This window comes from Paenibacillus hodogayensis (genome assembly GCF_039536325.1).
Taxonomy (GTDB): Bacteria; Bacillota; Bacilli; order Paenibacillales; family NBRC-103111; genus Paenibacillus_AB; species Paenibacillus_AB hodogayensis.
The window spans coordinates 1,267,871-1,292,526 of the sequence record NZ_BAAAYO010000001.1 but is presented as its reverse complement, the minus strand read 5'-3'; the positions used below and the strand labels follow the sequence as shown (position 1 = coordinate 1,292,526).

Annotated in this window: 19 protein-coding genes; 16 read left to right on the top strand and 3 right to left on the bottom strand. The window is 55.4% G+C overall.

The window, feature by feature from the left end; translation table 11 throughout:
• Nucleotides 1–67 precede the first annotated feature (67 nt).
• The 3 genes from ABD796_RS05230 to ppk1 all read left to right on the top strand — a co-directional run bounded on the left by ABD796_RS05230 (nt 68) and on the right by ppk1 (nt 3,189).
• Complete coding sequence (locus tag ABD796_RS05230) at nt 68–574, top strand: acyl-CoA thioesterase (protein ID WP_344903854.1); 507 nt, start codon at nt 68–70, stop codon at nt 572–574.
• Nucleotides 571–972 (top strand): FxsA family protein, encoded by a 402-nt coding sequence (locus ABD796_RS05225; RefSeq protein ID WP_344903851.1) that lies wholly within the window; start codon nt 571–573, stop codon nt 970–972. The genes ABD796_RS05230 and ABD796_RS05225 overlap by 4 nt, the downstream gene beginning before the upstream one ends.
• A gap of 120 nt (nt 973–1,092) precedes the next feature.
• Complete coding sequence (gene ppk1 / locus ABD796_RS05220; protein WP_344903848.1) at nt 1,093–3,189, top strand: polyphosphate kinase 1; 2,097 nt, start codon at nt 1,093–1,095, stop codon at nt 3,187–3,189.
• Here the strand turns inward: ppk1 and ABD796_RS05215 are convergent.
• Entirely contained in the window at nt 3,158–4,687 is a 1,530-nt protein-coding gene (locus ABD796_RS05215) for a Ppx/GppA phosphatase family protein (protein WP_344903845.1), read from the bottom strand. The genes ppk1 and ABD796_RS05215 overlap by 32 nt on opposite strands.
• Nucleotides 4,688–5,124: 437 nt before the next feature.
• Here ABD796_RS05215 and citZ point away from each other — a divergent pair, with 437 nt between their 5' ends.
• The 4 genes from citZ (at nt 5,125) to ABD796_RS05195 (ending at nt 9,453) form a co-directional block, all read left to right on the top strand.
• Nucleotides 5,125–6,237: a citrate synthase gene (gene citZ, locus ABD796_RS05210; RefSeq protein WP_344903842.1), complete on the top strand. Its 1,113-nt coding sequence runs from the start codon at nt 5,125–5,127 to the stop codon at nt 6,235–6,237.
• A gap of 140 nt (nt 6,238–6,377) precedes the next feature.
• A complete protein-coding gene (gene icd, locus ABD796_RS05205) occupies nt 6,378–7,676 on the top strand; it encodes an NADP-dependent isocitrate dehydrogenase (RefSeq protein ID WP_344903839.1) in 1,299 nt (432 codons plus the stop codon).
• A gap of 161 nt (nt 7,677–7,837) precedes the next feature.
• Nucleotides 7,838–8,779, top strand: coding sequence for a malate dehydrogenase (gene mdh / locus ABD796_RS05200; protein WP_344903836.1), 942 nt, complete (start codon nt 7,838–7,840; stop codon nt 8,777–8,779).
• A gap of 284 nt (nt 8,780–9,063) precedes the next feature.
• Entirely contained in the window at nt 9,064–9,453 is a 390-nt protein-coding gene (locus ABD796_RS05195; RefSeq protein WP_344903833.1) for a hypothetical protein, read from the top strand.
• A gap of 1,198 nt (nt 9,454–10,651) precedes the next feature.
• Here the strand turns inward: ABD796_RS05195 and yfbR are convergent.
• Entirely contained in the window at nt 10,652–11,245 is a 594-nt protein-coding gene (gene yfbR / locus ABD796_RS05190) for a 5'-deoxynucleotidase (RefSeq protein WP_344903830.1), read from the bottom strand.
• 413 nt (nt 11,246–11,658) lie between these two features.
• On the opposite strand from yfbR, the gene ABD796_RS05185 reads away from it, so the two are divergent.
• The 5 genes from ABD796_RS05185 to ABD796_RS05165 all read left to right on the top strand — a co-directional run bounded on the left by ABD796_RS05185 (nt 11,659) and on the right by ABD796_RS05165 (nt 17,726).
• Nucleotides 11,659–12,711, top strand: coding sequence for a LacI family DNA-binding transcriptional regulator (locus ABD796_RS05185; RefSeq protein WP_344903827.1), 1,053 nt, complete (start codon nt 11,659–11,661; stop codon nt 12,709–12,711).
• 312 nt (nt 12,712–13,023) lie between these two features.
• A complete protein-coding gene (locus ABD796_RS05180; protein WP_344903824.1) occupies nt 13,024–14,175 on the top strand; it encodes a Gfo/Idh/MocA family protein in 1,152 nt (383 codons plus the stop codon).
• Nucleotides 14,176–14,218: 43 nt separating this feature from the next.
• Entirely contained in the window at nt 14,219–15,178 is a 960-nt protein-coding gene (locus tag ABD796_RS05175) for an ABC transporter permease (protein WP_379117771.1), read from the top strand.
• A gap of 12 nt (nt 15,179–15,190) precedes the next feature.
• Complete coding sequence (locus tag ABD796_RS05170) at nt 15,191–16,072, top strand: carbohydrate ABC transporter permease (protein ID WP_344903821.1); 882 nt, start codon at nt 15,191–15,193, stop codon at nt 16,070–16,072.
• Between the two features lie 64 nt (nt 16,073–16,136).
• Nucleotides 16,137–17,726 carry a type 2 periplasmic-binding domain-containing protein gene (locus tag ABD796_RS05165; RefSeq protein ID WP_344903818.1) on the top strand — a complete coding sequence of 530 codons (1,590 nt, stop codon included), beginning with the start codon at nt 16,137–16,139 and terminating at the stop codon, nt 17,724–17,726.
• 135 nt (nt 17,727–17,861) lie between these two features.
• Here the strand turns inward: ABD796_RS05165 and ABD796_RS05160 are convergent, their stop codons facing one another.
• The gene (locus tag ABD796_RS05160; protein ID WP_344903815.1) at nt 17,862–18,707 is read right to left on the bottom strand and encodes a polysaccharide deacetylase family protein; all 846 of its coding nucleotides are present in this window, start codon (nt 18,705–18,707) and stop codon (nt 17,862–17,864) included.
• A gap of 188 nt (nt 18,708–18,895) precedes the next feature.
• On the opposite strand from ABD796_RS05160, the gene ABD796_RS05155 reads away from it, so the two are divergent.
• The 4 genes from ABD796_RS05155 to ABD796_RS05140 all read left to right on the top strand — a co-directional run bounded on the left by ABD796_RS05155 (nt 18,896) and on the right by ABD796_RS05140 (nt 24,295).
• The gene (locus tag ABD796_RS05155; protein ID WP_344903812.1) at nt 18,896–20,431 is read left to right on the top strand and encodes a fumarate hydratase; all 1,536 of its coding nucleotides are present in this window, start codon (nt 18,896–18,898) and stop codon (nt 20,429–20,431) included.
• A 14-nt stretch (nt 20,432–20,445) separates the two neighbouring features.
• The gene (locus ABD796_RS05150; RefSeq protein ID WP_344903809.1) at nt 20,446–21,441 is read left to right on the top strand and encodes a bile acid:sodium symporter family protein; all 996 of its coding nucleotides are present in this window, start codon (nt 20,446–20,448) and stop codon (nt 21,439–21,441) included.
• A 165-nt stretch (nt 21,442–21,606) separates the two neighbouring features.
• The gene (gene pnpS / locus ABD796_RS05145; protein WP_344903806.1) at nt 21,607–23,403 is read left to right on the top strand and encodes a two-component system histidine kinase PnpS; all 1,797 of its coding nucleotides are present in this window, start codon (nt 21,607–21,609) and stop codon (nt 23,401–23,403) included.
• Between the two features lie 172 nt (nt 23,404–23,575).
• Nucleotides 23,576–24,295 carry a response regulator transcription factor gene (locus ABD796_RS05140; protein WP_344903803.1) on the top strand — a complete coding sequence of 240 codons (720 nt, stop codon included), beginning with the start codon at nt 23,576–23,578 and terminating at the stop codon, nt 24,293–24,295.
• Nucleotides 24,296–24,656: the final 361 nt, after the last annotated feature.

Sequence of the window (24,656 nt, the reverse complement as noted above, 5' to 3'; positions counted from 1 at the left end):
TCTTTGATTGAAGCCTGAAAGCCGAAATTGGCTGCGCGGCTACTTTTTTCAGAGCGGAGGAACGACTTTGAAGCTGGATAAGCAAGAGCCGGGCCGCTGGCATCGGCATGTCATTCGCGTACGCTATCAGGAGACGGATCAGATGGGAGTGGCGTATCACGCCAATTACATCAACTGGTTCGAGATCGGCCGGACGGAGCTGATCCGCGAACGGGGATTGTCTTATCGGAGCATTGAGGAGAAAGGGCTGTATTTGCCCGTGGTCGAGCTCGAATCGAACTTCCGGCAGCCGGCCCGCTATGATGATCTTCTTCATCTATACACCCGCATAACGGCTTATACGGCGATGACCGTTCATTTTGAATCGAGGATATGCCGCCCGTCCGCCGAAACGGACGCTTCTGCCCAAAACGCCAGCGTGTCCGAAGATCAGGAACTTGACGAAGTCGTGCCGGTAGGCGACCTGCTCGTGGAGGGCCTGACGCGACACATGTGGCTGAACCGGGATTGGAAGCCGGCACGTATCGATAAGGAAGCGCCGGAACTGTACCGGCTGCTCGGTGATGCGCGATGATCCGCCGCCTGCTGCTGCTGTCGCTCGTGATCGTACCGGCTTTGGAAATATGGGTCATTATGGAAATAGGCCAGAGAATCGGCGGCTGGCGCACGTTTCTGCTCATGCTGCTGACGAGCATTCTCGGCGCTTATTTGGCCAAACGCGAAGGGAAGAAGGTATGGGCGTATGCTCAGCGGGATATTCCCGCCGGACAACCGCCAGCCCCCTATGTATTGGATGGAGTGGGTATCCTGATCGGAGGGGTGCTGCTGCTGCTTCCCGGCTTCCTGACGGATATATGCGGTTTGCTGCTGCTGCTTCCATTTACGCGCCGGCTGTTCCGCGACCGGCTGTCCGCCTGGCTTCAATACAAGCTGGCGCAAGGACGCCCGTTCACCTTTTTCCGTATCCGGTAATCGTCGTATTTCCTTGAATTTACACGAAAGTCGTCATATTTTACGAAAGCTTAACATCGGGTTAACAATCTCCGGCGATAATAAGAGGAGCAACCATAATCGCGGACGGGGGATTCCAACGTGTCCAAACCGGAACAGCAAACGAACTATACCAATTCCATGTATATTAACCGAGACCTCAGCTGGATCGAATTCAACAGGCGGGTGCTGGAGGAAGCGCAAGATCCGACCACTCCGCTCCTGGAGCGCATCAAATTTTTATCGATCGTATCCACCAATCTGGACGAGTTCATGAGCGTCCGTGTGGCCGGGATCGACGATCAGTTGAAGGCCGGTCTGACCAAAAAAGATTTTACCGGCTATACGCCGGAAGGGCTGTTTCGCCGAATTATGAAGCGGACCGGCAAGATGGTGCAGGATCAGTACAAGGCGTTTCGCGAGCTGTCGCGGGCGCTCGTCAAGGAAGGCCTGATTTTTACCGCCTGCGAGGATTTGACCGCAGCTCAGAAAAAACAAATGGATCAGTATTTCCTCGACCGCGTGTTTCCGGTGCTGACGCCGATGGCGGTCGACCAGAGCCGTCCCTTTCCGCTTGTGCACAACTTGAGCCTATATCTGGCCGTGACGCTGCTGCGCGAGGGAGACGATCCGGAAGAGGAGCCGTATTTTGCCATCGTGCAGGTTCCTTCTAATCTGCCGCGGTTTATCAAAGTGCCGGCTCGGTCCAACAGCCTCAAGCAAGAGTTCGTCCTGCTGGAGGACTTGATACGCGAGCATATCCAGACGATGTTTCCCGGCTACGGGGCGGTGTCGGTCGATGCGTTCCGCCTGACGCGCAACGCCGACCTGACCTTGAACGAGGAAGGCGCCGAAGATTTGCTGGAAGAAATCGAGAAGGAATTGAAGCGCAGGCGGTGGGGGTCCCCGGTCCGGCTCGAGGTGCAGAAAGGGTTCCATCCTTACGCGCTCGATATGTTGAAAGAGGAATTCGAGATTGGAGACAACGTATTCGAGATCGACGGTCCGATCGATTTGAGCTTTTTGATGAAGCTGTCGGGGGCTTTGCCGGATTTCGAGCATTTGCGCTATCCGAAGCTGGAGCCCGAATACCCGCGGGAATTTGACGATACCGACGATTTCTTCGAAGTGCTCCGCCGCCGCGACGTGCTCGTGTACCATCCGTTCGAGTCTTTCGATGCGGTGAGCGATTTTATCGATCAGGCGGCCGGCGATCCTGCGGTGATGGCGATCAAGATGACCTTGTACCGCGTCAGCGGCAATTCCATGATTGTGAACGCCTTGGCGAAGGCTGCGGAGGCGGGCAAGCAGGTAACCGCCATCGTGGAGCTGAAGGCGCGCTTCGACGAGGAGCGGAACATCGCCTGGGCCAGACAGCTGGAAAAAGCCGGCTGCCACGTCGTGTACGGCCTCGTCGGCTTGAAGACGCACGCCAAAATCATGCTGATCGTCCGCCAGGAAAACGACGGTCTGCGCCGTTACGTTCACGTCGGCACGGGCAATTACAACGACAATACGGCCAAATTGTATACGGACATAGGTCTGTTCACGTCCCAGCCGGTGATTGGCGAGGACGCTTCGGTCCTGTTCAACGAGATGACCGGCTATTCCGCACCGCATGACTGGCAGGCGTTCGGCGTCGCCCCTACCGATATGAAGTCGAAGCTGTTCGCCCTGATCGCGCGCGAGGCGGAGAACGCCACGGCCGGCAAGCCGGCGCGCATTATCGCCAAGATGAACTCGCTGTCCCATCAGGAGATGGTGGACGAGCTCTACGCGGCGTCGCGCGCCGGCGTGACGATCGATCTGATCGTCCGCGGCGTATGCTGCCTGAAGCCGGGCGTTCCGGGCTTGAGCGACAAAATCACCGTTCGCAGCATCGTCGACCGGTTTCTCGAGCATTCCCGCATGTTCTATTTCGAGAACGGCGGGGAGCCGGAGGTATGGCTGTCCAGTGCGGATTGGATGACGCGCAACCTGACCCGCCGCATCGAGCTGATGTGCCCTGTCTTCGATCCGCAGCTGAAGGAGACCCTGATCAACATCCTGAGGCTCAGCCTGACCGACAATACGAAGGCGCGGGTGCTGATGTCCGGCGGGCAATATGTCCGAGCCGACATAGAACCGGCCGAGCCGCTGCGCAGCCAATTCGCAGCGCAAAATATCGTTACGTGGAAAGGTCGGCGGGATGCGTTCTGATGCGCAGCCCCCAGCATTTCCGGAAGTCTCCGGCTATCCGCTCCACTTCCCGCAGCTCGATGGCCGGTTCGGTGGAGCTGCTCCAGGCAACGTGCAGATCCTGCTTGTCCACGGTCGCCCCGATGCGCGCAATCGGCTGCGTCTCGCTGCGGTCGAACGCGGTCGCAAGAAGCAGCAGCGAGCCTAGCCGGTAGACTAGCTCCAGGTCGGATTCCGCCAGCAGATCCTTATAGGGCTGCATCATCGCGCGTGTCCGGCCTTTTGTGCGGAATGAAGCGATCAGCGCGCACAGCACCGCTTCCCGGTGATTCAGGCCGTCGATCCGCGAATGTACGATCAGATAGAACGTATGTTTGTAATAGTTATAAAAATGAATCGTTACGCCGATCCGGTACAGCAGCGCGGCGGTTTGCAGCAGACTGCGGGCTTTGTGGCCCAATGCTTTCTCCAAACCGAGATCGTCGAACAGGGCGGAAGCTAGCCGGCTGACATGTTCGACATGGGCGCGCGAGACGGCGGGATGCTGGTCGAGCAGGTTGCGGGTGCTTTCGGCCAGCACATCGCTGCGAACCGGCTCCCCGGGAAAGGCCGTTTCATAAAAAATGCCGTCGCGCAGTCCAGATCCGCTGACGATGCAGCGGCTGGATGCAAGGTGCAGGAATAGCGTATGCAGGATGATTAATCCCGGGACGATAATGTCGGCGCGTGTACCCGACAGCCCGTCCACCTTGACTCGTTCCTTGGGCGATAAGGTGGGAAGCCATTCCGCCAATGCGTTTAAGGCCGGTTGGTCCATCTCGTAATGATGCGTTTCTTCGAAGGCGTACTTTTTCGCTTGCTGGTCGATTTTGCTCAGGGAGCGGATCGTCCCTCCCAAGCCGACGAGCGGCAGCTGCGGATGGCCGGTCAGCCAATGCTCGGCCGCCGCCGCGGTCAACACCATCTCGCGGATGCGCCGGGCTGCATCGGCCGTAATACTGCCGTCGACGGCGTAAGTCTTGGCCGTATTGACCGCGCCAAAAGGGAACGAGACGCTGCGGACGAGCCGTCTGTCGCGGAAAAGGGATACCTCCGTGCTGCCGCCGCCGATATCGATCAAATACCCGTTGGTGACCGGAAGCGAATTGATCATGCCGACAAAGCCGAGCCGGGCCTCTTCTTCGCCCGAAACGGTCTCGATGGAAATACCGGTCAGCAGCCTGAGCTGTTCCACCGCATCGCTGCCGTTGCTCGCATTGCGGATCGCCGCGGTGGCGATCGCGCGGATGACGGAGACCTCGTGAACGCGGCACAGCATTTGGAAATCGCTCAAGATCCGGGCCAGGCGCAAAATATCTTCTCTGGGGATAGAGCCGTCCGGGGCGATCGTAGCGCTAAGCCGGGCGGATTCTTTGCTTTCGTCGATGACGCGGTACGATTTCGCGCCGATCCGTTCGTATACGACAAGCCGGACCGAGTTCGATCCGATATCGATAATGCCTACGCGTTCGTTATTCATAAGAAGAGTTGTCCTCCAAGCATGTGGTTGAATGATACAGCTTCTATTTTACCAAAAGTTGCGGCCGGTGCCTTCTTTACTTATTCTTTACATTCTGTTTTCACAGAATCAGCCCCAACTTCCATTAATGCAACCGCCGCCATATCGAATCGGTATTCCGGCGATTTTCTTCTACCTGTATTTGTTTTGATTCAAAGCGATTCACGGTCGGTATGATATTTGCCATTTTGGCAAAAACTCTTTACCGACAAGAAATCCGATTCAATGTGTTAAAATCCGGAGCTATCGGAAGATAGCATATATTTATAATGCTGATAATGAAGTTTTATGTCCGGTTTTGTATCTTTATCGCCTGAAATCATTTATCATTATATTTGATAGTTTTCGCCGAGGGTAACGATTTACTTAACTTTGCTATAAAAAGGAGCGATATACTTATGACAGCTACTAAAGGTTTGGAAGGCATAGTGGCGACGACGTCCTCGATCAGCTCGATCATCGACGGGGTGCTCACCTACCGGGGGATCGACATCGACGATTTGGCCGAACACGCTTCTTTTGAAGAAGTCGTTTATTTGCTCTGGTACGGCAAGCTCCCTAACAAATCCGAGCTGGAGCAGTTGCACCGTGAATTGAGCGAGAGCGCGTCCGTGGCCGACTCCGTCATTCAGCAAATCAAGCTGTATCCGAAGGATACGAATTCGATGGCTGCTTTGCGCTCCGCTGTATCCGCGCTGGCGCTGTATGACAGCGAAGCGAACGACATGAGCACGGAAGCGAACCTGCGCAAGGCCGTCCGTCTGCAAGCTCAGCTTCCTACGGTTATTGCCGCTTTCGCGCGCATTCGCGCAGGCCAGGAACCGATCGCGCCGAAAGCGAACGTATCCGTCGCCTATAATTTCCTATACATGCTGACAGGCCAAGAGCCGGAAGCGATTGCCGTCGAAGCGTTGAACAAAGCGCTCGTGCTGCACGCCGACCATGAGCTCAATGCCTCTACGTTTGCCGCACGCGTAACCGTAGCGACATTGTCGGACATATATTCCGGCGTTACTTCCGCGATCGGCGCTCTCAAAGGCCCTCTGCACGGCGGAGCGAACGAAGCCGTTATGGCGATGCTGGAAGAAATCGGCACGGCTTCGAACGTGGAAGCCTACATCACCGAGAAGCTGGCCAACAAAGAAAAAATTATGGGCTTCGGCCATCGCGTTTACAAAAACGGCGACCCGCGTGCCAAACATCTGCAAAAGATGTCCAAAGAGCTCGGTAAAATTACCGGCAATATGAACTGGTACGACATGTCGATCAAGATCGAAGAGCTCGTTACCGGTCAAAAAGGATTGAAACCGAACGTCGATTTCTACTCGGCTTCCGTCTACACGTCCTTGGAAATTCCGCGCGACTTGTTCACGCCGATCTTCGCCATCAGCCGCGTATCCGGATGGACCGCTCACATTCTGGAGCAGTACGAGAACAATCGTCTGATCCGTCCGCGTGCCGAGTATACCGGCCCGGTCAACCAAAAATACGTACCGATCGAAAGCCGCTAAATCAGTTTTCGGTCTTCATAACCAGTATTGGCTCCAAACGGGGTGTTTCAGACGTCAAATCTGCGACTCCCGTTCTTTTGCGGGCATAAACGCCCTTTCGTTGGCGTTTTCCATAAACTTTTTTTATCAGGAGGTTTCCCATGGCTCAATTCGAACATTACGCCCTTCCTACCGAAGGCGAGAAACTGACGATTCAGGATGGCAAGCTCGTCGTTCCTAACAACCCGATCATTCCTTTCATCGAAGGCGACGGCACCGGTCCTGATATCTGGGCGGCTTCCAAGCGCATCCTCGACGCAGCGGTCGAGAAAGCTTATAAAGGCGAGAAGAAAATCGCATGGTACGAAGTATACGCCGGGGAAAAGGCGTTCAATCAATACAACAGCTGGCTGCCTAACGATACGCTCGAAGCGATTCGCGAGTATATCGTTGCCATCAAAGGTCCTTTGACGACTCCGGTCGGCGGCGGCATCCGCTCGCTGAACGTGGCGCTTCGCCAAGAGCTTGACCTGTACGTTTGCTTGCGTCCGGTTCGTTACTTCAAAGGCGTTCCTTCACCGGTTAAACGTCCGGAACTCGTCGACATGGTTATCTTCCGCGAAAACACCGAGGACATCTACGCTGGTGTAGAATGGCAAGAAGGTTCCGCCGAAGTGAAGAAAGTGCTTGAGTTCCTGCAAAACGAAATGGGCGTCAAAAAGATCCGTTTCCCGGAAACGTCCGGTATCGGCGTCAAGCCGGTTTCCAAGGAAGGCTCCGAGCGTCTGGTTCGCGCCGCGATCGAGTACACGATCAAGCATGGCCGCAAGAGCTTGACGCTTGTTCATAAAGGCAACATCATGAAGTTCACCGAAGGCGCGTTTAAAAACTGGGGCTATGAGCTTGCAGAGCGCGAATTCGGCGACAAAGTGTTCACTTGGGCGCAATACGACCGCATCAAGGAAGAGCAAGGCGCGGAAGCGGCTAACAAAGCTCAGAAGGATGCGGAAGCGGCTGGTAAAGTAATCGTGAAGGACGCGATTGCCGACATCGCTTTGCAGCAAGTATTGACCCGTCCGACCGATTTTGACGTTATCGCAACGCTGAACCTGAACGGCGACTACCTGTCTGACGCCTTGGCTGCCCAAGTCGGAGGTATCGGGATCGCTCCGGGAGCAAATATTAACTACGTAACGCACCACGCTATCTTCGAAGCGACTCACGGCACGGCTCCGAAATATGCCGGTCTTGACGTCGTAAACCCGGGCTCGGTTACGCTGTCCGGCGTTATGATGCTGGAGCACCTGGGCTGGCTGGAAGCGGCCGACCTGATCTACAAAGGGCTGGAGAAGTCGATCGCCGACAAAACGGTTACGTACGACTTTGCCCGTCTGATGGAAGGCGCAACCGAAGTGAAATGCTCCGAGTTTGCCAACCTGGTTATTAAAAACATGGGCTAATCGCCCGCAACTTGCGTAATATAGGAACTTCATTCCGCTGATCGGCACGTTCGTGTCCGACTATCCGGCTCGCAAGAGCCGGCGGCGGATGCGGTTCCTCTATTTGCTTCTGAACCGTGTACGATTCGTGATTCCACTACCCTTAGGGAGGATTCCTTGCCATGGCGATTCAACGCAAAAAAATTACGGTTGTCGGCGCAGGCTTCACCGGCGCGACTACGGCATTCCTGCTCGGACAAAAAGAACTCGGCGACGTCGTACTGCTCGATATCCCGCAGCTGGAAAACCCGACGAAGGGCAAAGCGCTCGATATGCTTGAAGCGAGCCCGGTTCAAGGATTTGACAGCAACATTATTGGCACGTCCAACTACGAAGACACGCAAAATTCCGACGTGGTTATCATCACTGCCGGGATCGCCCGCAAGCCCGGCATGAGCCGCGACGACCTCGTGAACACGAACGCCGGCATCGTCAAATCGGTTTGTGAGAACGTAAAGAAGTATAGCCCGAATTCCTATGTGATCATCTTGAGCAACCCGGTCGACGCGATGACCTATGTCGCTTACCAGGCACTCGGCTTTCCGAAAAACCGTGTAATCGGCCAATCCGGCGTGCTGGATACGGCTCGCTACAACACGTTTATCGCTCAAGAGCTGAACGTATCGGTTGAAGACGTCCGCGGCGTCGTACTCGGCGGCCACGGCGACGATATGGTTCCGCTCGTACGCTACTCCAGCGTAGGCGGCGTGCCAATCGAGAAGTTGATCGCCAAAGAGCGCATCGACGCGATTGTGCAGCGCACCCGCACCGGTGGCGGCGAAATCGTCAACTTGCTCGGAAACGGCAGCGCGTACTACGCACCGGCCGCTTCGCTCGTGCAAATGACGGAAGCGATTTTAAAGGACAAAAAACGCATTTTGCCGACGATCGCTTTGCTTGAAGGCGAGTACGGCTACGACAACCTGTTCATGGGTGTTCTGAGCGTTCTCGGCGGCGATGGCATCGAGAAAGTGATCGAGCTTGAGCTGACGGCGGAAGAGAAGGCGGCTATGGACAAATCGGCCGATTCCGTACGGAACGTCATCAAAGTCGTTAACGGCTAATGCTTTCGATACACTGAATGGTACCGATTTCCAAAGAAAACCTTCGCGCCCCATGCTCTGCGGGACGGAAGGTTTTTTTTGCATGCCGAGATCCCGATGATTCGGCAGATGGAATTCGGGACTCTGCCGATTGATACAGCCTTTCTTCCACTTTGCTCGAGGCGATCGGGAGGATTTTACGTTTTCGTGACAAGCCGCCGGAACCGTTTGTACTGGGGCTGGCTTTTCGGTATACTACAGGTGGAACGAGATTCCATTGTGGAACTGAAGGAGGCAACACAGTCGTGTATCAAGCGATGTATATCATTCATGTTCTTTCCGCGCTTGCCCTAATCTTCTATATTCTGCTTCCGTTTTTGGCGGGAGGAGCGGCCAACCCTTCAACGGCACGGGCGCTTAGCAGAGGGAACCGGATTGGACAGTACGTTCTCATCTTGGCGTTTTTGTCGGGGGGCTATATGGTCGGCAAGGCGCAGTATTCGGTATGGTGGATGGTGCTGGCAGTCGTCCTGATTCTGGTCATGTTCGCCATGACGGGAATGGCGTCCAAGCCGTTCAAGAAGCTGATTGCCGGAGATACGGCCAGCGGAGCACTGCGCAAAGTACGGATGTTTACGCTGATCTCCGGTATTAGCTACGTGCTGCTGCTGGGTATGATGCTGGGGCCTAAGTAAGTAGCTGGTGCGAGTAGTACGGGGTGGGAATCATTGAAGCTGGAAGCCTGGGGCGATGATCAGGAGTTCACGCGCCAGAGGACTGTGGCATGGATAGGCTGTAAGGCGTTCAGCAGGCTTGTAGTCAAATAGCCAAGGGGATTGGCAATAAGGGGGCCTCGGCATACTAGAAGGACGCTTAGGCGTGCATCAGAAGCGTCTACGGTGCGCGAAAGCCTGAGACTAACGAAGGCCCTGTGCTCATTTGGCAAATAGAAGCTCCGTGTCTGGCAAAGGGCCGTGGTGAACAAAACTCTCTGGCAAAAAAAGCTCTCTGGCGAAAAAAGCCTAGGTGAACAAAGCCCTTTGGCAGACAAGCTCTGTGGCAAACAGAAGTCCTGGGGCAGACAAGGCCCTACGGCAAACGGAGAAGCCCTATGGCGAACAAAGCTCTATGGCAAAAAAGTTCTGTGGCAAAAAAAGTCCCCTGGTAATCAAAAGCTTCGTCGCAAATGCAGATAACCCTTATCTGGTTCGTACTGTGAGCCGCTGAGGGTTATTTTTTGCGTCGCAGTGTAACTTTACACTTGTAATGCCCAAAAGAGCATTAATTCCACGAATTGAAGCGTCTACTGAGCAGATAAGGTTCTTTGGAGCACTACCCGTCGCCCCCAGAGCTAGAAATCCGTGTTTTCCACGGTGCGGCTTTACTCGTAGTGCCCAAAGGAACACTATTTCCGCGAAATGAAGCGTCTACGGAGCAGATAAGGTTCTTTGGAGCACTACCTGCTGCCCACGGAGCCGAAAATCCAGGTTTTCCGTGGTGCGGGGTTACTTGTAGTGCTCAAAGGAACACTAATTCCGCGAAATGAAGCGTCCACGGAGCAAATAAGGTTCTTTGGAGCACTACCCGCCGCCCACAGAGCTGGAAATCCGCGTTTTCTCGGTGCGGATTCACTCGTAGTGCCCAAAGGAACACTACTTCCGCGAAATGAAGCATCTATGGAGCAAATAAGGTTCTTTGGAGCACTACCCACTGCTATCAAACCTGGAAATCCGCGTTTTCCACGGTGCGGGTTTACTCGTAGTGCCCAAAGGAACCAAAGGAACACTACTTCCGCGAAATGAAGCGTCTACGGAGCAAATAAGGTTCTTTGGAGCACTACCCGCCGCGACCTAGAGCTCCGGAAGCGGCTGTCCCCACATCAACCGACTTTGGTTAACCTTCCTCTTCGTTCAATTCATCCAGCGTTTTCTCCAGGCTGGGGGCGAGATGCTTCAGAAAATAACGAATTTCCGGCATATCGAGCTTCTCGATCGATTGTTCGATTTGTTTCTTCGCCACTGAAAATTCGCGATTGCCGGCGGATAGCTCGGAGACGCATTTCAGATACGCGTCCAGCAGATCGGCGGCTTTGATATACCGGCTATGCTCCGGGTCGGTCGACTTCGTTTCGATCAGCGGGCGGTACTCCGGTTGCAGTTCCTCCGGCGCCATATTGGCCAAGCGTTCCGCAGCCATTTGCTCGATTTCGCGGAAATTGCGCAAAATATTCGGATTGTGATGCTTCACGGGAGTAGGGATATCGCCGGTGAACACCTCAGTGGCGTCATGAAACAGCGCCGCGGTTACCAGTTGCTCGGTCGGCAGCCGTTTGCCATAAACCGTATTGGCGATCGTGCAGAGCGCATGTACAAGCAGACAAACGTGGAACGAATGCTCGGCTACGTTTTCCTTGACGACATTGCGCATCAGACTCCACCGTTCGATGTAGCGGAGCCGGTATAAATAAGCGAAAAAATGGCTTTCCATCGGCCGCATCCCCTTATGCAGGCGGTTCTTGGCCGCCGTGCAATTTGCTGCTACTCATTTCTTTTGCATTATACATAAAGTTATTCTCAAACGCCACAGAACCCTTGGAATGCAGCCCAAGGTGGGGCAAGAGGCCCCGAGCGCGGCCGTTTGAGCACCCGCCGCGAATCTCCGTAAAACGCACTTTCCAAGTGCTGCCGTTGAGCGCCTCCATCGCAAACTTCCCAAAGACTTTGCCCCAAAGAAAACCGTTTCCCCAAAACCTTATAAGTTTGGCCCCAAAAACGTGGATTTTTTGCGCAAAAAGTCTTTGACAAGTAGCCAAAAGTCCTGCTATTATCAGATTAGAAGTTGGGGCAAAGTTGTCCAAACCATTTTCATAAAAACGCATACAAGAAGGAGATCGACGAAAGTTGCCTACTTTAAAACAGATCGCGCAGCACGTCGGAGTCTCCATATCGACCGTTTCGCGAGTCATCAATAATGACTCAAGCCGTCATATCAGTCAGGAAACGAAGTCGAAAATTTGGAGAATGGCGAAAGAGCTGGGCTATGAGGGGACCGAGCGGGCCAAACCGGCTCCCGCCGGCAAAAGCGGCAAATCTCCCACGACGGGCAACAGCCAGATCGGCTGCATCGTGTCAGTCCCCCAAAACAAATACAATCATCCGTATTTTTCTCCCATCCTGGCCGGCATCGAGAAGAAGCTTGCCGAGCTGGATTGCACGCTTGCCTTCATGCTGACGATGGAAGAGGTTCAGAGCGAACCGGCCATGCGCAAGCTGATCCAGGAATCGAAGCCCGACGGGATTATCGTCGTGGAAGGGATCGATCCGGACGTCTACCGGTTTATCAAGAAAGCGGTTCCTTCCGTGGTCGGCATCGACATTACCGATCCGGACGTTCCCGTTATCTCGTACGATCGCGTGCAGGCGGCCAAGTTCGCCGTTCGTCATCTGGTCGAGCAGGGCCATAGCCGCGTCGCCTTTATCGGCGGAGCCGGCTTGACGGGGGAGATCGAACGCGAGAAGCGGTTTCGCGGCTACGAATACGCGATGCGCGAGGCCGGGCTGCCGATCGAGCCGGAATGGGTCATCAACGCGGGCTGGGACGTGAATGTCAGCTATTCGCGCATGGCCGAACTGCTCGATCAAGCGGAGAAGCGGCCCACGGCGGTATTCGCGGCCAGCGACATGATGGCCATATCGGCCATGCGGGCTGCGGCGGAGAGAGGATTGCGCATTCCCGGAGACGTCGCCTTCATCGGTTTGGACAATATCGAAGTTTCCCAGTACACGTCTCCGCCCTTGTCGACGATCCATATTCCGAAGACCGAGATCGGGATGATGGCGGCGAAGGCTGTCGTAGACCAGATTAACGGAAGCAACCCGCTTCCCTTCAAAATGCTGATGCCATTCGAGCTGATCGTCCGGCAATCGTCGGATTCCGGCAAAGCTGCGCGTTAGCGGCGTTTACGTGCTAGTACAAAGTCAGACCTTAAACGGTATCCTTGGAATGAAACCAATCCCTTGCTCCTCAAGGGATCGAGCTTCCCGGAATACACAGGATTAGCTCTGACTTTGTGCTAGTCCAAGTCACATCTGAATGGTATTCCTGGAATGGACCAGCCCCTTGTGCAGCAAGGGACGGACCGTTCGGGATATACAGGAGCAGCGCTGACTTTGGACGAGCACCCCTTTTTTTCGCCATTAGCCAAATTAATGAAATTTTGGGCCCAAAATCAACCAACACGAATGACTGGAAGGGGTAGTGCTGACATGGATCAAATTCGTATTGGTGTAATCGGGCTCGGTTGGAGAGCGGGCGTTACCCGGTATTGGCACAGTCCGAACGGCCGGTCGGTCGTAGTAGCGGGAGCCGATCCCGATCTGAGCCGCTGGAGCAGATTTCGCGAACGGGTCAATCCGGACGCCGAGCTGATGACGGACTACCGGGAATTGCTGGAACGCAAAGATATCGACGCGATCGCCGTCATGACTCCCGATCATTGCCATGACGAGCATGCGGTCGCCGCGCTTCAAGCCGGCAAGCATGTCTATTGCGAGAAGCCGCTGGCGATTACGGTGGATGGATGCGATCGCATACTCGAAGCGTGGCGGGGGTCGGGCAAGCACTTCATGATCGGCTTCAACATGCGCTATATGAATATGTACCGGACGATGAAGGAAATTGCCGACTCGGGCGAGATTGGGCAATTGAAAGCAGTGTGGGTGCGCCACTTTGTCGGGTTTGGAAGCGATTACTACTACCACAGCTGGCACGGCAATTCGCGCAATACGACCTCGCTGCTGCTGCAAAAGGCTTCGCACGACATCGACATCATCCATTGGATTACCGGCAAGTACACGCAGAAGGTAACGGCGTTCGGCGGTCTCGACTATTTCGGCGGAAGCAGAGCGAACACGCTTACATGTCCCGAATGCTCGGAAAAAGAAACGTGCCCGGAAGCCAAAACCGGTCCGCTCGTGCAGTGCGCCTTCCGCGAGGAAATCGACGTGGAGGACAACAGCATGGTGCTGATGGAGCTGGAGGGCGGCATCAAGGCATCGTACAACCAGTGCCATTTTACGCCGGACTACCAGCGCAACTATACGATTATCGGGACCGAAGGCAGGATGGAGAATTCCGAGCCTGACAACCGGATTTACGTCAAAAGCCGCAAGTCCAACACGTGGCGCGATTTGTCCGACCGCGTATACGACATCAAGAAGGCCGAAGGCTCGCATAACGGTGCGGACCCGAAAATATGCGACGATTTCCTCGACATGATCATCGACGGCAAGCAGCCGGAAGCGCAACCGATTGCCGGCCGGATGAGCGTGGCGGTAGGCTGCGCCGCGACGGAATCGATGCGGGCGGGCGGCAAGCCTATCTTGATCAGCCAGCCGGAGCCTTGGATGTTCGGTTAAGCCGCTATACCCCCAAATGATAAGACAAGAGGTGAACGAACCTTTGAACAACCCCGCCGGTGCCGATACCCCGACGCTGGAAATCAGGCCGAGCAAGCTCAAAGTTTTCGGCAAATCGATTCGCAAAAACTGGGACTTGTACGTACTGATCGCTCCCGTCGTCGCTTATTTCCTCATCTTCGAGTATTACCCCATGTACGGGGTACAGATCGCGTTTAAAAACTTTATCGCCGCCAAAGGAATATGGGGCAGCGACTGGGTCGGATTCATGCATTTCCAGCGGTTTTTCGACAGCTACTACTTCTGGCGGCTGATCAAGAATACGCTCGGCATCAGCTTCTACTCGCTGGCAGTCGGTTTCCCGGTTCCGCTGCTGCTGGCTTTGATGATCAACGAGGTCGGAAGCAAGCGTTTCAAGCAGTTCGTGCAAACGGTTACGTACGCTCCGCATTTTTTATCGACGGTCGTTCTGGTCGGCATGATTCTCATGTTCCTCAATCCGAAAACCGGCATGGTCAATCATCTCATCCAGTTTTTCGGGGGAACGCCGATCGACTTTATGATCAAGTCGGAATGGTTTAAATCGATTTACGTGCTTTCCGGCGTATGGCAGAACATGGGCTGGAGCTCGATCATTTACTTGGCCGCTCTGGCGGGAATCGATCCGACGCTGCACGAGGCTGCCCGGGTGGACGGCGCGACCCGGCTTCAACGAATCTGGCACGTCAATTTGCCGGGCATTATGCCCACGGTCGTCATTTTGCTTATTCTCAACGTCGGCCAATTGATGGGAGTCGGCTTCGAGAAAATTTATTTGATGCAGAACGATTTGAACAAGACCAGCTCGGACGTTATCTCCACTTATGTTTATACAAGCGGGATCGTGGGCGCGCAGTACAGCTTCTCCGCGGCTATCGGACTGTTCAATTCCGTCATTAATTTCATTCTGCTTATCACGGTTAACTATATAGCCAGAAAAATAAACGACACGAGTTTGTGGTAGGGGGGAAGCCGAATGAGAGAAACAATGGGGGATCGGATGGTCGGCGTCGTCATCTACGTCATGCTCGGGTTCTTGCTCGCCCTCGTGCTGTACCCGCTCATCTTCGTGCTCAGCGCCTCGATCAGCGATCCGGCTGCAGTCATGAAGGGCGAAGTATGGCTGCTGCCGAAGGACTTGTCGTTTATGGGGTACGAGAAGGTGCTGGGCAACAAAGAAATATTGAGCGGCTACGGCAATACGATCCTGTACACGCTTATCGGCACCGCAGTCAACCTTGCGATGACGATAATGGCCGCCTATCCGCTGTCGCGCAAAGATTTTGTCGGACGGCACGTGTTTACCGCGATGATCGTGTTTACGATGTTTTTCAGCGGCGGTCTGATCCCGACCTACCTGCTCATTAAACAGCTCGGCATGATCAATTCGATGTGGGCGCTCATCATACCGGGCGCGGTGTCGGTCATGAATATCATTATTATGCGGACGTTTTTCCAGACGAGCATTCCGAACGAGGTGCAGGAGTCTGCGTCGATCGACGGCTGCTCGAATGTTCAGACGCTGTGGCGGATCGTTCTGCCGCTGTCGATGCCGATTATTGCGGTAATGATTTTGTTTTATAGCGTAAGCCACTGGAATTCGTATTTCAATGCGCTTATTTACTTGACCGACCGGGACAAATACCCGCTGCAGTTGTTCCTGCGGGAAATTCTGATCAAGTCGGAAACAGACCAGATGACGTCCAGCATGGACCTGTCGGTACAGAAGCATATGATGGAAGCCGAAGCGATCAAATACGCGATTGTCATCGTGTCCAATCTGCCCGTGCTGATCCTGTACCCGTTCCTGCAAAAGTATTTCGTCAAAGGCATGCTGATCGGCGCTATCAAGGGCTGACTCCGGATTCAGGCTCTTGTTCGCAATATATCGTATCATTTCAAGAATTGGGGAGGTCCGAAAGATGACATTCAAGAAGCTCGCTTCGCTGTCCCTCGTTACCGTCATGGCAACGGGGCTGACCGCAGCATGCGGAGACAAGAACACCGATACGACCGACAAAGGAAAAACGGCCGACGGTGCCAAAGCGTCCGCAGTCAACGCCACAGGATTTCCGATCGTCAACGAACCGATCAAGCTGACCTTTTTTGCCGGTAAAGCGACGCCCGCTCCCGCCAACTGGAACGAACTGCCGGTGTGGAAGGAATACGCCAAGCAATCGAACATCGAGATCGATTTTCAACTCTCGCCGGAGGAAAGCCTGACGGAGAAACGCAACCTCGTGCTGACCGGCGGCAATTACCCGGATGCGTTCCATACGGCGCGCTTTTCCAGCATCGACGTCGCCAACTACGGCGCTCAGGGCATCTTTATCCCGTTGAACGATCTGATCGACAAATATGCCCCCAACTTCAAGAAGCTGCTGGACAAATATCCGGAAGTCCGCAAAGGGATGACGATGCCGGACGGCAAAATCTACTCCTTCCCGACGTTCTACGACCCGGATTTCAAATCGGTTATTATCGGGACGAAGCTGTGGTACAATCAGGCGCTCCTCGACAAGGTCAACATGAAGGCACCGGAAACGACGGACCAGTTCTACGACTATCTGAAGGCGGTCAAGGCGCTCGATCCGAAAAACGTGCCTTACGCGGCAAGCGGCCTGAACACGCTGCGCGACGAATTGAAGGGCGCTTGGGGACTCGGCAACCGCGGCAATATGCATCCGCGCGTCGACATGGACCCGAAGACGAACAAGCTGCGCTTCACGCCGGTCGATCCGAACTACAAAGAACTGCTGGAATATATGAACAAGATGTATAAGGAAGGCTTGATGATCGACAACATCTTGACGATCAAAAGCCCGGAAGTGAACACGAAGCTCGGAGAAGGCGTCGTTGGCTCTTCCGAGACGAACAGTCCACATACGATAAGCGGCGTGACCGTCAAAAATTTCGTGGGAGCTCCCGCTTTGAAAGGACCGCACGGCGATCAGGTGTTCTCCAGAGCCCGTTCCCCGTTGATCGACGTCGGCGCCTTCGTCATCACGAATAAAAACAAGTATCCGGAAGCGACCGTTCGCTGGATCGACCATTTCTTCAGCGAAGAAGGCAGCAAGCTGTTCTTCATGGGCGTGAAAGGACTGAGCTACGAGGAGAAAGCCGACGGTACGCTGGAATATACCGAGGAGTTCAAGAAAGATCAGTCGAAGTTCGTTTCCTGGGCAGGCGGCTACTATCCGGGACTGCTTACCTCCAAAACGTTCAAGGGCGGCGAAGCGTCGGCTCCGAGCATGGCCGGGGCGAAGCTGGCCGAGCCGTATTGGCCGAAGGAAGTATGGCCGTCCTTCACGTACACGCAGGACGAACTGCTCCGCTTCAACCCGTTGTCGACCGACATCAACAAGTATGTCGACGAGATGACGACCAAGTTCATCGTCGGCGACGTTCCGTTCACCGAGTGGGATAAATACGTGAGCACGCTCAACAAGATGGGGCTGGACGAGTACTTGAAGATCTATACGGCCGCTTACGAGCGCTATAGCAAAAACTAATACGCGATGGCGCACGGCCGCACGAATTCCAGTGGCTGCTCCTATGCCATCGTATAACAGAACGCAAAGAACGGTTCGGAACAGGCGCGCCAAGGCGCCGTTTCGAACCGTTCGTCGTTGCAGGCACGCCCGCGGTCACCGGATGACGATGCGTCGCATAATGCGCTGATGCAGTTCCTCCGGCGAAATATGCGGATTGCCGGCATTGATGCGCGGCAGTTGGGTCGGGTTGCGGTCGCGCGTTGTCATCTCCGGCACGATCGTGAAGGCGTAATCGATGCCCGCCTCCTTCACGAGCCGGGAAGACAGCGCGTCGAACACCCCGTACGGGTATGCCATGGCGTTGACCTTCTCCGGACCGAGCGGCGTCATGATCCGGATGCACGATTGCGTATCGGCGACGATCCGCTTCCGGTATTCGTCCTCCGTCTCCTGCACGCCGTTTACGGTCAGCCGGGCCGTCATATAAGGCGACACCGGATCGTTGTGCATGCCGTGCGTATGGCATTGGGCGCTGATGAAGCCCGGCCGCGCCGACGTCATTGCCCAGATCTGCTCGGGCGTCATGAACGGCGGTTGATACGCCTCGGGATTGTCATGCTTGTCGGTAATGACGAAGTTCGTCGCCGGCACCTCGAGCTTGTCCAGAATCGGATAAGCGTGGCTGTAGAAGCTTTCGTACCCGTCGTCGAACGTGACGAGCACGGCGTTGTCGGGGACGTCCGCTCCGGCCATATACTGCTCGAACTGCTGCAGCGTCAGGAACGTATAGCCCTGCTGGCGCAAGTAAACGAGCTGGTCTTCCAGCAGCTGCGAAGAGATAGTCGACGAGCTGACGTCGGTATCGTGAACGTGATGATACATCAGAACGGCCACCTGGCCGGAATAAAGCGGGTTCGCGCGCGAGGCGCTTAAGGACGGCATCAGCAGCGTGACGCCGATCAGAAGCAGGAGCATGGCGCTCCAGACGGATTTATTCATGGCGCTGTTCTCCTTGCGGCGCTTTCTGGAAGCAGGATGGTGTCGGGTCTTGGTCACGAAGATTACGAATTCGCGAAACGGCCGTCCAATTCCTGCCCGATCGTTGTAAATAATTAATCTAAAGTGGTATGATCGGTATAGAGCATTCATTATAGCATTTTTTACGTCGGAAAGGAGCATTACCGGGCATGCAGCAGTTTCAGGAAAGCATGTACAAGCTGATCGTAGAAACGTCCACCAACTTGCCTGCCGACGTTCGGCGGGTCATTCAGCGCGCACAGGAGCAGGAAGACGAGGGAACGCGGGCGGCCTTGTCGCTGTCGACGATTTCCGAGAATATCACCATGGCGGAATGCAACGTATCCCCGATTTGTCAGGACACCGGCATGCCGACCTTTATCGTCCATTGTCCGGTCGGAGCGAACCAGATCGAGATGAAGAAGCACATCGTGGCGGCCGTTCGTCAGGCGACGAAGGATAGCAAGCTGCGTCCGAATTCGGTCGATTCGCTCACCGGCGCCAACAGCGGCGACAACATCGGTCCGGGCGTACCTGTCGTTCATTTCGAGCAGTGGGAGAAGGACGATATCGACGTGCGTCTGATTCTGAAGGGCGGCGGCTGCGAAAATAAAAATATTCAATACAGCCTGCCGGCTGAGCTGGAAGGCGTCGGCAAAGCCGGCCGCGATCTGGACGGCATCCGCAAATGCATTTTGCACGCTGTCTATCAGGCCCAGGGACAAGGCTGCAGCGCCGGCTTCATCGGAGTCGGCATCGGCGGGGACCGAACGACCGGGTACGAGCTGGCCAAGCATCAGCTGTTCCGTCACGTCGACGACGTCAACCCGAATCCCGAGCTGGGCAAGCTGGAGGATTACATTCTGGCGAACGCGAACAAGCTGGGCATCGGCACGATGGGCTTCGGCGGTCAAGTGACGCTGCTCGGCTGCAAGGTCGGCGTCATGGACCGTCTCCCCGCCAGCTTCTTCGTATCGGTCGCCTACAACTGCTGGGCGTACCGCCGTCAAGGCGTCGTACTGGACGCGGCAACGGGCGAGATTAAGGACTGGGTATACGAGGGCGGAAGCAATGTGAAGATGGCCGATCCGGCCGACAAAGCGGCCAGCGCTTCGGAAGGCCGCCGCGAGGTGGTGCTGCAGGCGCCGATTACGGAGGAGCAGATCCGCAGCCTGCGCGTCGGCGACGTCGTCGTCATCAACGGCGCGATGCATACCGGCCGCGACGCTTTGCATAAATATTTGATGGACCATGACGCGCCGGTCGATCTGAACGGTCATGTAATCTACCATTGCGGACCGGTCATGTCCAAGGACGAGAGCGGCGAATGGCACGTCCGCGCCGCAGGACCGACGACCAGCATCCGCGAGGAGCCGTACCAGGGCGATATCCTCAAGAAGTTCGGACTGCGCGCCGTTATCGGCAAAGGCGGCATGGGGCCGAAGACGCTCGCTGCGCTTAAGGATCACGGAGCGGTTTATTTGAACGCCATCGGCGGCGCCGCGCAATATTATGCGGAATGCATCAAAAAGGTGGATAGCGTCCATTTTATGGAATTCGGCGTTCCCGAGGCGATGTGGCATCTGGAAGTAGACGGATTTGCCGCCATCGTCACGATGGATTCGCACGGCAACAGCTTGCACGCCGACGTGGATAAAAGCTCGCTCGAGAAGCTGGCCGAGTTCAAGGAACCGGTTTTCAAATAAGAGAAAACGGACGGATGAGACCAACGATGGACACCCCCATACAAAAACCGTTCGGCCTTCGCTTCAACGACTGGTTCGAGGCGAAGATGTTTATTATTACCCCGGTATCGATGATACTCGGGTTTTTCTTTTACAAATGGCTGGAAGACGCGACCGTGCTCGTGCCTTATCTGTTTGCCTACATTACGTTCGTCATGGCGCTAGGCTGCAACCCGCGGCAGATGCGGGATGCGCTCGGCATGCCGCTGCCGATTATCGTGACGCTGTCGCTCGTTCATCTCGTTGCCCCGCTGGCCGCTTACGCCGCAGGCACGCTGCTGTTTGGCGCCGGCTCGCCCTACGTGGTCGGTCTCGTGCTGTTCGCGGTCATCCCGCTTGGCGTCTCCTCGGTCATCTGGGTCGGGCTGTCCGGCGGGAATGTCCCGCTCGTGCTGACGCTCATTGTGATCGATTCGCTGATCAGCCCGTTCGTCGTGCCGCTTGCCGTCGATATGCTCTTCGGGGCGGACATTCACTTCGACCACTGGAAGGTGATGCTCGACCTGCTCGTCATTATTTTCATCCCGACGGTGCTCGGCGTGGCAGTCAATGCGGCGAGTAAAGGTCGGGCAAAGCTGTGGTCGGCCCCGTATTCGATGCCGGTCTCCAAGGTCGCCTTCGCCGCCGTCATCCTAATCAACGCTGCGGCAATCGCGCCGCACGTGTTCGCGATGGGTACGGATCTGATCCGTCTCATCCCGGTCGTGCTGCTGTTCGTCGCTTTCTGCTACGCGCTCGGCTGGTTCGGGGCCTTGCCTTTCCGCAATAAGGAAATTACCGTCACGATCACATACAGCTCGGGCATGCGCAACATTTCGCTTGGCATCGTCATCGCTTTGCAATATTTCGAGCCGGCCGCCGCCGTCCCGGTCGTGATGGGTATTTTGATCCAACAGCCGATGGCTACGCTGCAAAACCGTTTACAAAAACTTTACTGGAAAAAGCGGGAGTCCCGCGTTACGCTAACGTAACCGATGCCTATCCGCTCGGGTTATTCCGGTTCGGGACCGTCCGGAAGGAGGAATCTTCGCCTATTCCGGCGAATGGAACGAGCCCGAAACCCGAAGCGGAAAAGAGCAGCAGACCGGCACAGTGCTGCCGGAGTCCGTCATATCGAAGGAGTGCAGGAGAGACCCATGAACAAGTTTCGAACGCGGCTGGCGCTGCTCTATATCGTGTTGATCGGCTGCGCGGTGCTGTCCGCCGGCGTGTTCGTCGCCTTTTTGCTGGAGCGGTCGTATATGAACGCTTTGCAGGAAAGCTTAAAGCGGGAAATTCAGATTATGCTGGCAACGATTCCGAACAACGCGGAGCAGTATGCGCGCCGCAACAGCGATTTTTTCTCGGATCAGGCTCGTTATTTGAAAGAATCGGCCGGAGCGCGGGTGACGTTCATTGCGGCGGATGGCAGCGTGCTGGGCGATTCCGATCTTGATAACCGGGATATGGACAACCATGCCTCCCGGCAGGAGATCCGAGAAGCGGCCGCTAGCGGTATCGGCTACTCCAAGCGGTACAGCGACTCCACCCGGAGCAATATGCTGTATGTGGCGATGGCGGTTCGGAATGGCCCGGAAATTACGGGTTATTTGCGCTTGTCCATGGGGCTGGGTGAAATTGAAACGACGGTGCGGCATATGTGGTGGGGGCTGCTGGGCGGCCTGCTGGTCGTTTTCGTGATAGCGGGATTGATCAGTTACCGGATGGCTTACCAATTGACGCGGCCGATCGAGAAAATAACGCGCGTGGCGCGGCAAATTACGAATATGAATTACAAATCCCGGGTATACTTGCGCAATCGCGACGAAATCGGCGAGCTCGGGCAGGCGATCAATACGATGGCGGACAGCCTGCAGCAGCAAATGCACCGTATCCTGGAGAACGAAAGCCAGCTTTCCAGCGTACTGGACAATATGGTGAGCGGCGTCGTCATGATCGACGAGGAAGGAAGGGTCGTGCTGCTCAACCGCTCGGCGGAGGAAATACTGGGCGACACGTCCAAGGACTGGATCGGTAAAAAATACGACAGCGCCAAGCATCCGTACGAGCTCATCCAGTTGATTAAGGAATGCACCGAAAAAGGGGAGCGTATCCGCGACGAAATTATGTTTCATTTTCCCGAGGAACGCATTCTCGAGGTGAACCTTGTGCCGATGAAAGCGATCGAGGACGAATGGATCGGGCTCGTTATCGTGCTCCACGACATTACCGCGATCCGGCGTTTGGAGAAAGTGCGCAGCGAATTCGTGGCCAACGTGTCGCATGAGCTGAAGACGCCGATTGCGGCCGTCAAAGGGTTTGCCGAGACGCTGCTTGCCGGGGCGATGAACGATGCCGAGACCGCCAAGTCGTTTTTGCAAATCATTTATGACGAGAGCGAACGGTTGAACCGGCTGATCGGCGATATTTTGGAGCTGTCCAAGGTGGAGTCGAAGCGGATCCCGCTGCAATTTTCCCCGGTTCATCTAAGCAGCTTCGTCGGCAAAACGCTTAATATGATGCGTTCGTCGGCGGACAAGAAGGAGATCGGGCTGGAGATGTCGGTCGACGAGGAAACCTACATGGAGGCGGACGAGGATCGTCTGCGGCAAATTTTGTTCAACCTGCTTTCCAACGGCATCAACTATACGCCGGAAGGCGGCAAGGTGAAGGTGGAGGTCGAGGAAGTGCCGGGGGCGACGCAGGGCGAAGCCGAGAAGATCCGCTTCATTATCTCGGATACCGGCATCGGCATCCCGAAAAAAGATTTGCCGCGCATCTTCGAACGGTTTTACCGCGTCGACAAGGCCAGATCGCGCAGCTCCGGAGGCACCGGGCTCGGTCTGTCGATCGTCAAGCATCTCGTCGATCTGCACGGGGGCTCCATTCGTGTCGAGAGCGATCTTGGGCTCGGCTCGCGGTTTATTCTGGAGCTTCCGGTTATTCAGAGCTGAGTCGGCTGCCATGAGCGAAGCGATAGCCCGGTGCTGGAGGCAGTTACCGGGCAGCGGGACGGAACTTCGAATGGAACATCCTGTCGTCCCGCGCCTCAGGCGTTGTGGAACGTCCGCAATTTGTGTTAAGCTGGGGTAGCGCGGACAAATTGAAAGGCGCAGGGGGAAGACAATGCCGAAACATATTCTCGTCGTCGAGGACGAACCGACGCTAGCCCGACTTCTCTCGTACAACCTGTCTCAGGAAGGGTACCAGACGAAGCTGGTCGACCACGGGGGAGAAGGACTTCAGGCTGCCCAGCAGGGCTCGTTCGATCTGATCATACTCGATATTATGCTTCCCGGCATGAACGGATTCGAGGTGCTGGCCAAGCTTCGCCAGAAGGGCGATAAGACGCCGGTCATCATTCTGACCGCCAGGAATGCCGAAGAAGAAGTCGTACAGGGCTTGAAGGCCGGGGCCGACGATTACATCACCAAGCCGTTCGGCGTAGCCGAGCTGCTGGCTCGCGTATCCGCCGTCATGCGCAGATCGGGTGCGGAACTCACGCCGGTAGCCGATGAGCCCGAGTCGGGTAAAGTGATCCAGGTCTCCGATCTGAAAATATATCCGGAAAAATACGAGGTCGTGCTGAACGGCGAGCAAATTCAGCTCCGGCCGAAGGAGTTCGAGGTGCTGCTCTATTTGGTGCAGCGTCCGGGAGTGGTCGTGTCCAGAGACGATCTGATGAACGTCGTCTGGGGCTTCGATTACGTAGGCGGGCAGCGTACGGTAGACGTGCACGTCAGCTCGCTGCGCAAAAAGCTGGAGATGAATCAGGAAACCGTTCAAATCGACTCGATTCGCGGTTTGGGCTACAAGCTGGTCATCCATTCCAGCAGCAAGAAATGACATTTCCCGGGAAATCGGGATCGTCGACTAAGCCGGACGGCATACGTCCGGTTCTTTTTTTGCTATATAAGTTGAACGAATGAATGAAGCCCGTTGCATTCCGAAAAGGATGGCCTTGCCGCTTCAAACAAGTTGTTTGAACTCCTTTTATGGAATAAACCTTGTAGCGGTAGGAGTTCAAAGCCAAACTTATATAAAATATGATCTGCCGTACTTTCCTTCGAAGCTTGGTATGTTATCCAGGGACCGTACGACTGAAGTGCATTCGCTTGTCCGGTTCTTGTCCACTTATACCGGGTGGCATTTCCATTGTACAGAGTCGGATTTGCGAAAGCTTGCGGTTATGGTGTTTTTAGTGAAA

Coding starts and splice junctions, on each gene's coding strand:
- ABD796_RS05225 (WP_344903851.1), top strand. CDS start 571: ATGATCCGCCGCCTGCTGCTGCTGTCGCTCGTGATCGTACCGGCTTTG.
- ABD796_RS05215 (WP_344903845.1), bottom strand. CDS start 4,687: ATGAATAACGAACGCGTAGGCATTATCGATATCGGATCGAACTCGGTC.
- citZ (WP_344903842.1), top strand. CDS start 5,125: ATGACAGCTACTAAAGGTTTGGAAGGCATAGTGGCGACGACGTCCTCG.
- icd (WP_344903839.1), top strand. CDS start 6,378: ATGGCTCAATTCGAACATTACGCCCTTCCTACCGAAGGCGAGAAACTG.
- mdh (WP_344903836.1), top strand. CDS start 7,838: ATGGCGATTCAACGCAAAAAAATTACGGTTGTCGGCGCAGGCTTCACC.
- yfbR (WP_344903830.1), bottom strand. CDS start 11,245: ATGGAAAGCCATTTTTTCGCTTATTTATACCGGCTCCGCTACATCGAA.
- ABD796_RS05180 (WP_344903824.1), top strand. CDS start 13,024: ATGGATCAAATTCGTATTGGTGTAATCGGGCTCGGTTGGAGAGCGGGC.
- ABD796_RS05170 (WP_344903821.1), top strand. CDS start 15,191: ATGAGAGAAACAATGGGGGATCGGATGGTCGGCGTCGTCATCTACGTC.
- ABD796_RS05165 (WP_344903818.1), top strand. CDS start 16,137: ATGACATTCAAGAAGCTCGCTTCGCTGTCCCTCGTTACCGTCATGGCA.
- ABD796_RS05160 (WP_344903815.1), bottom strand. CDS start 18,707: ATGAATAAATCCGTCTGGAGCGCCATGCTCCTGCTTCTGATCGGCGTC.
- ABD796_RS05155 (WP_344903812.1), top strand. CDS start 18,896: ATGCAGCAGTTTCAGGAAAGCATGTACAAGCTGATCGTAGAAACGTCC.
- ABD796_RS05150 (WP_344903809.1), top strand. CDS start 20,446: ATGAGACCAACGATGGACACCCCCATACAAAAACCGTTCGGCCTTCGC.
- pnpS (WP_344903806.1), top strand. CDS start 21,607: ATGAACAAGTTTCGAACGCGGCTGGCGCTGCTCTATATCGTGTTGATC.
- ABD796_RS05140 (WP_344903803.1), top strand. CDS start 23,576: ATGCCGAAACATATTCTCGTCGTCGAGGACGAACCGACGCTAGCCCGA.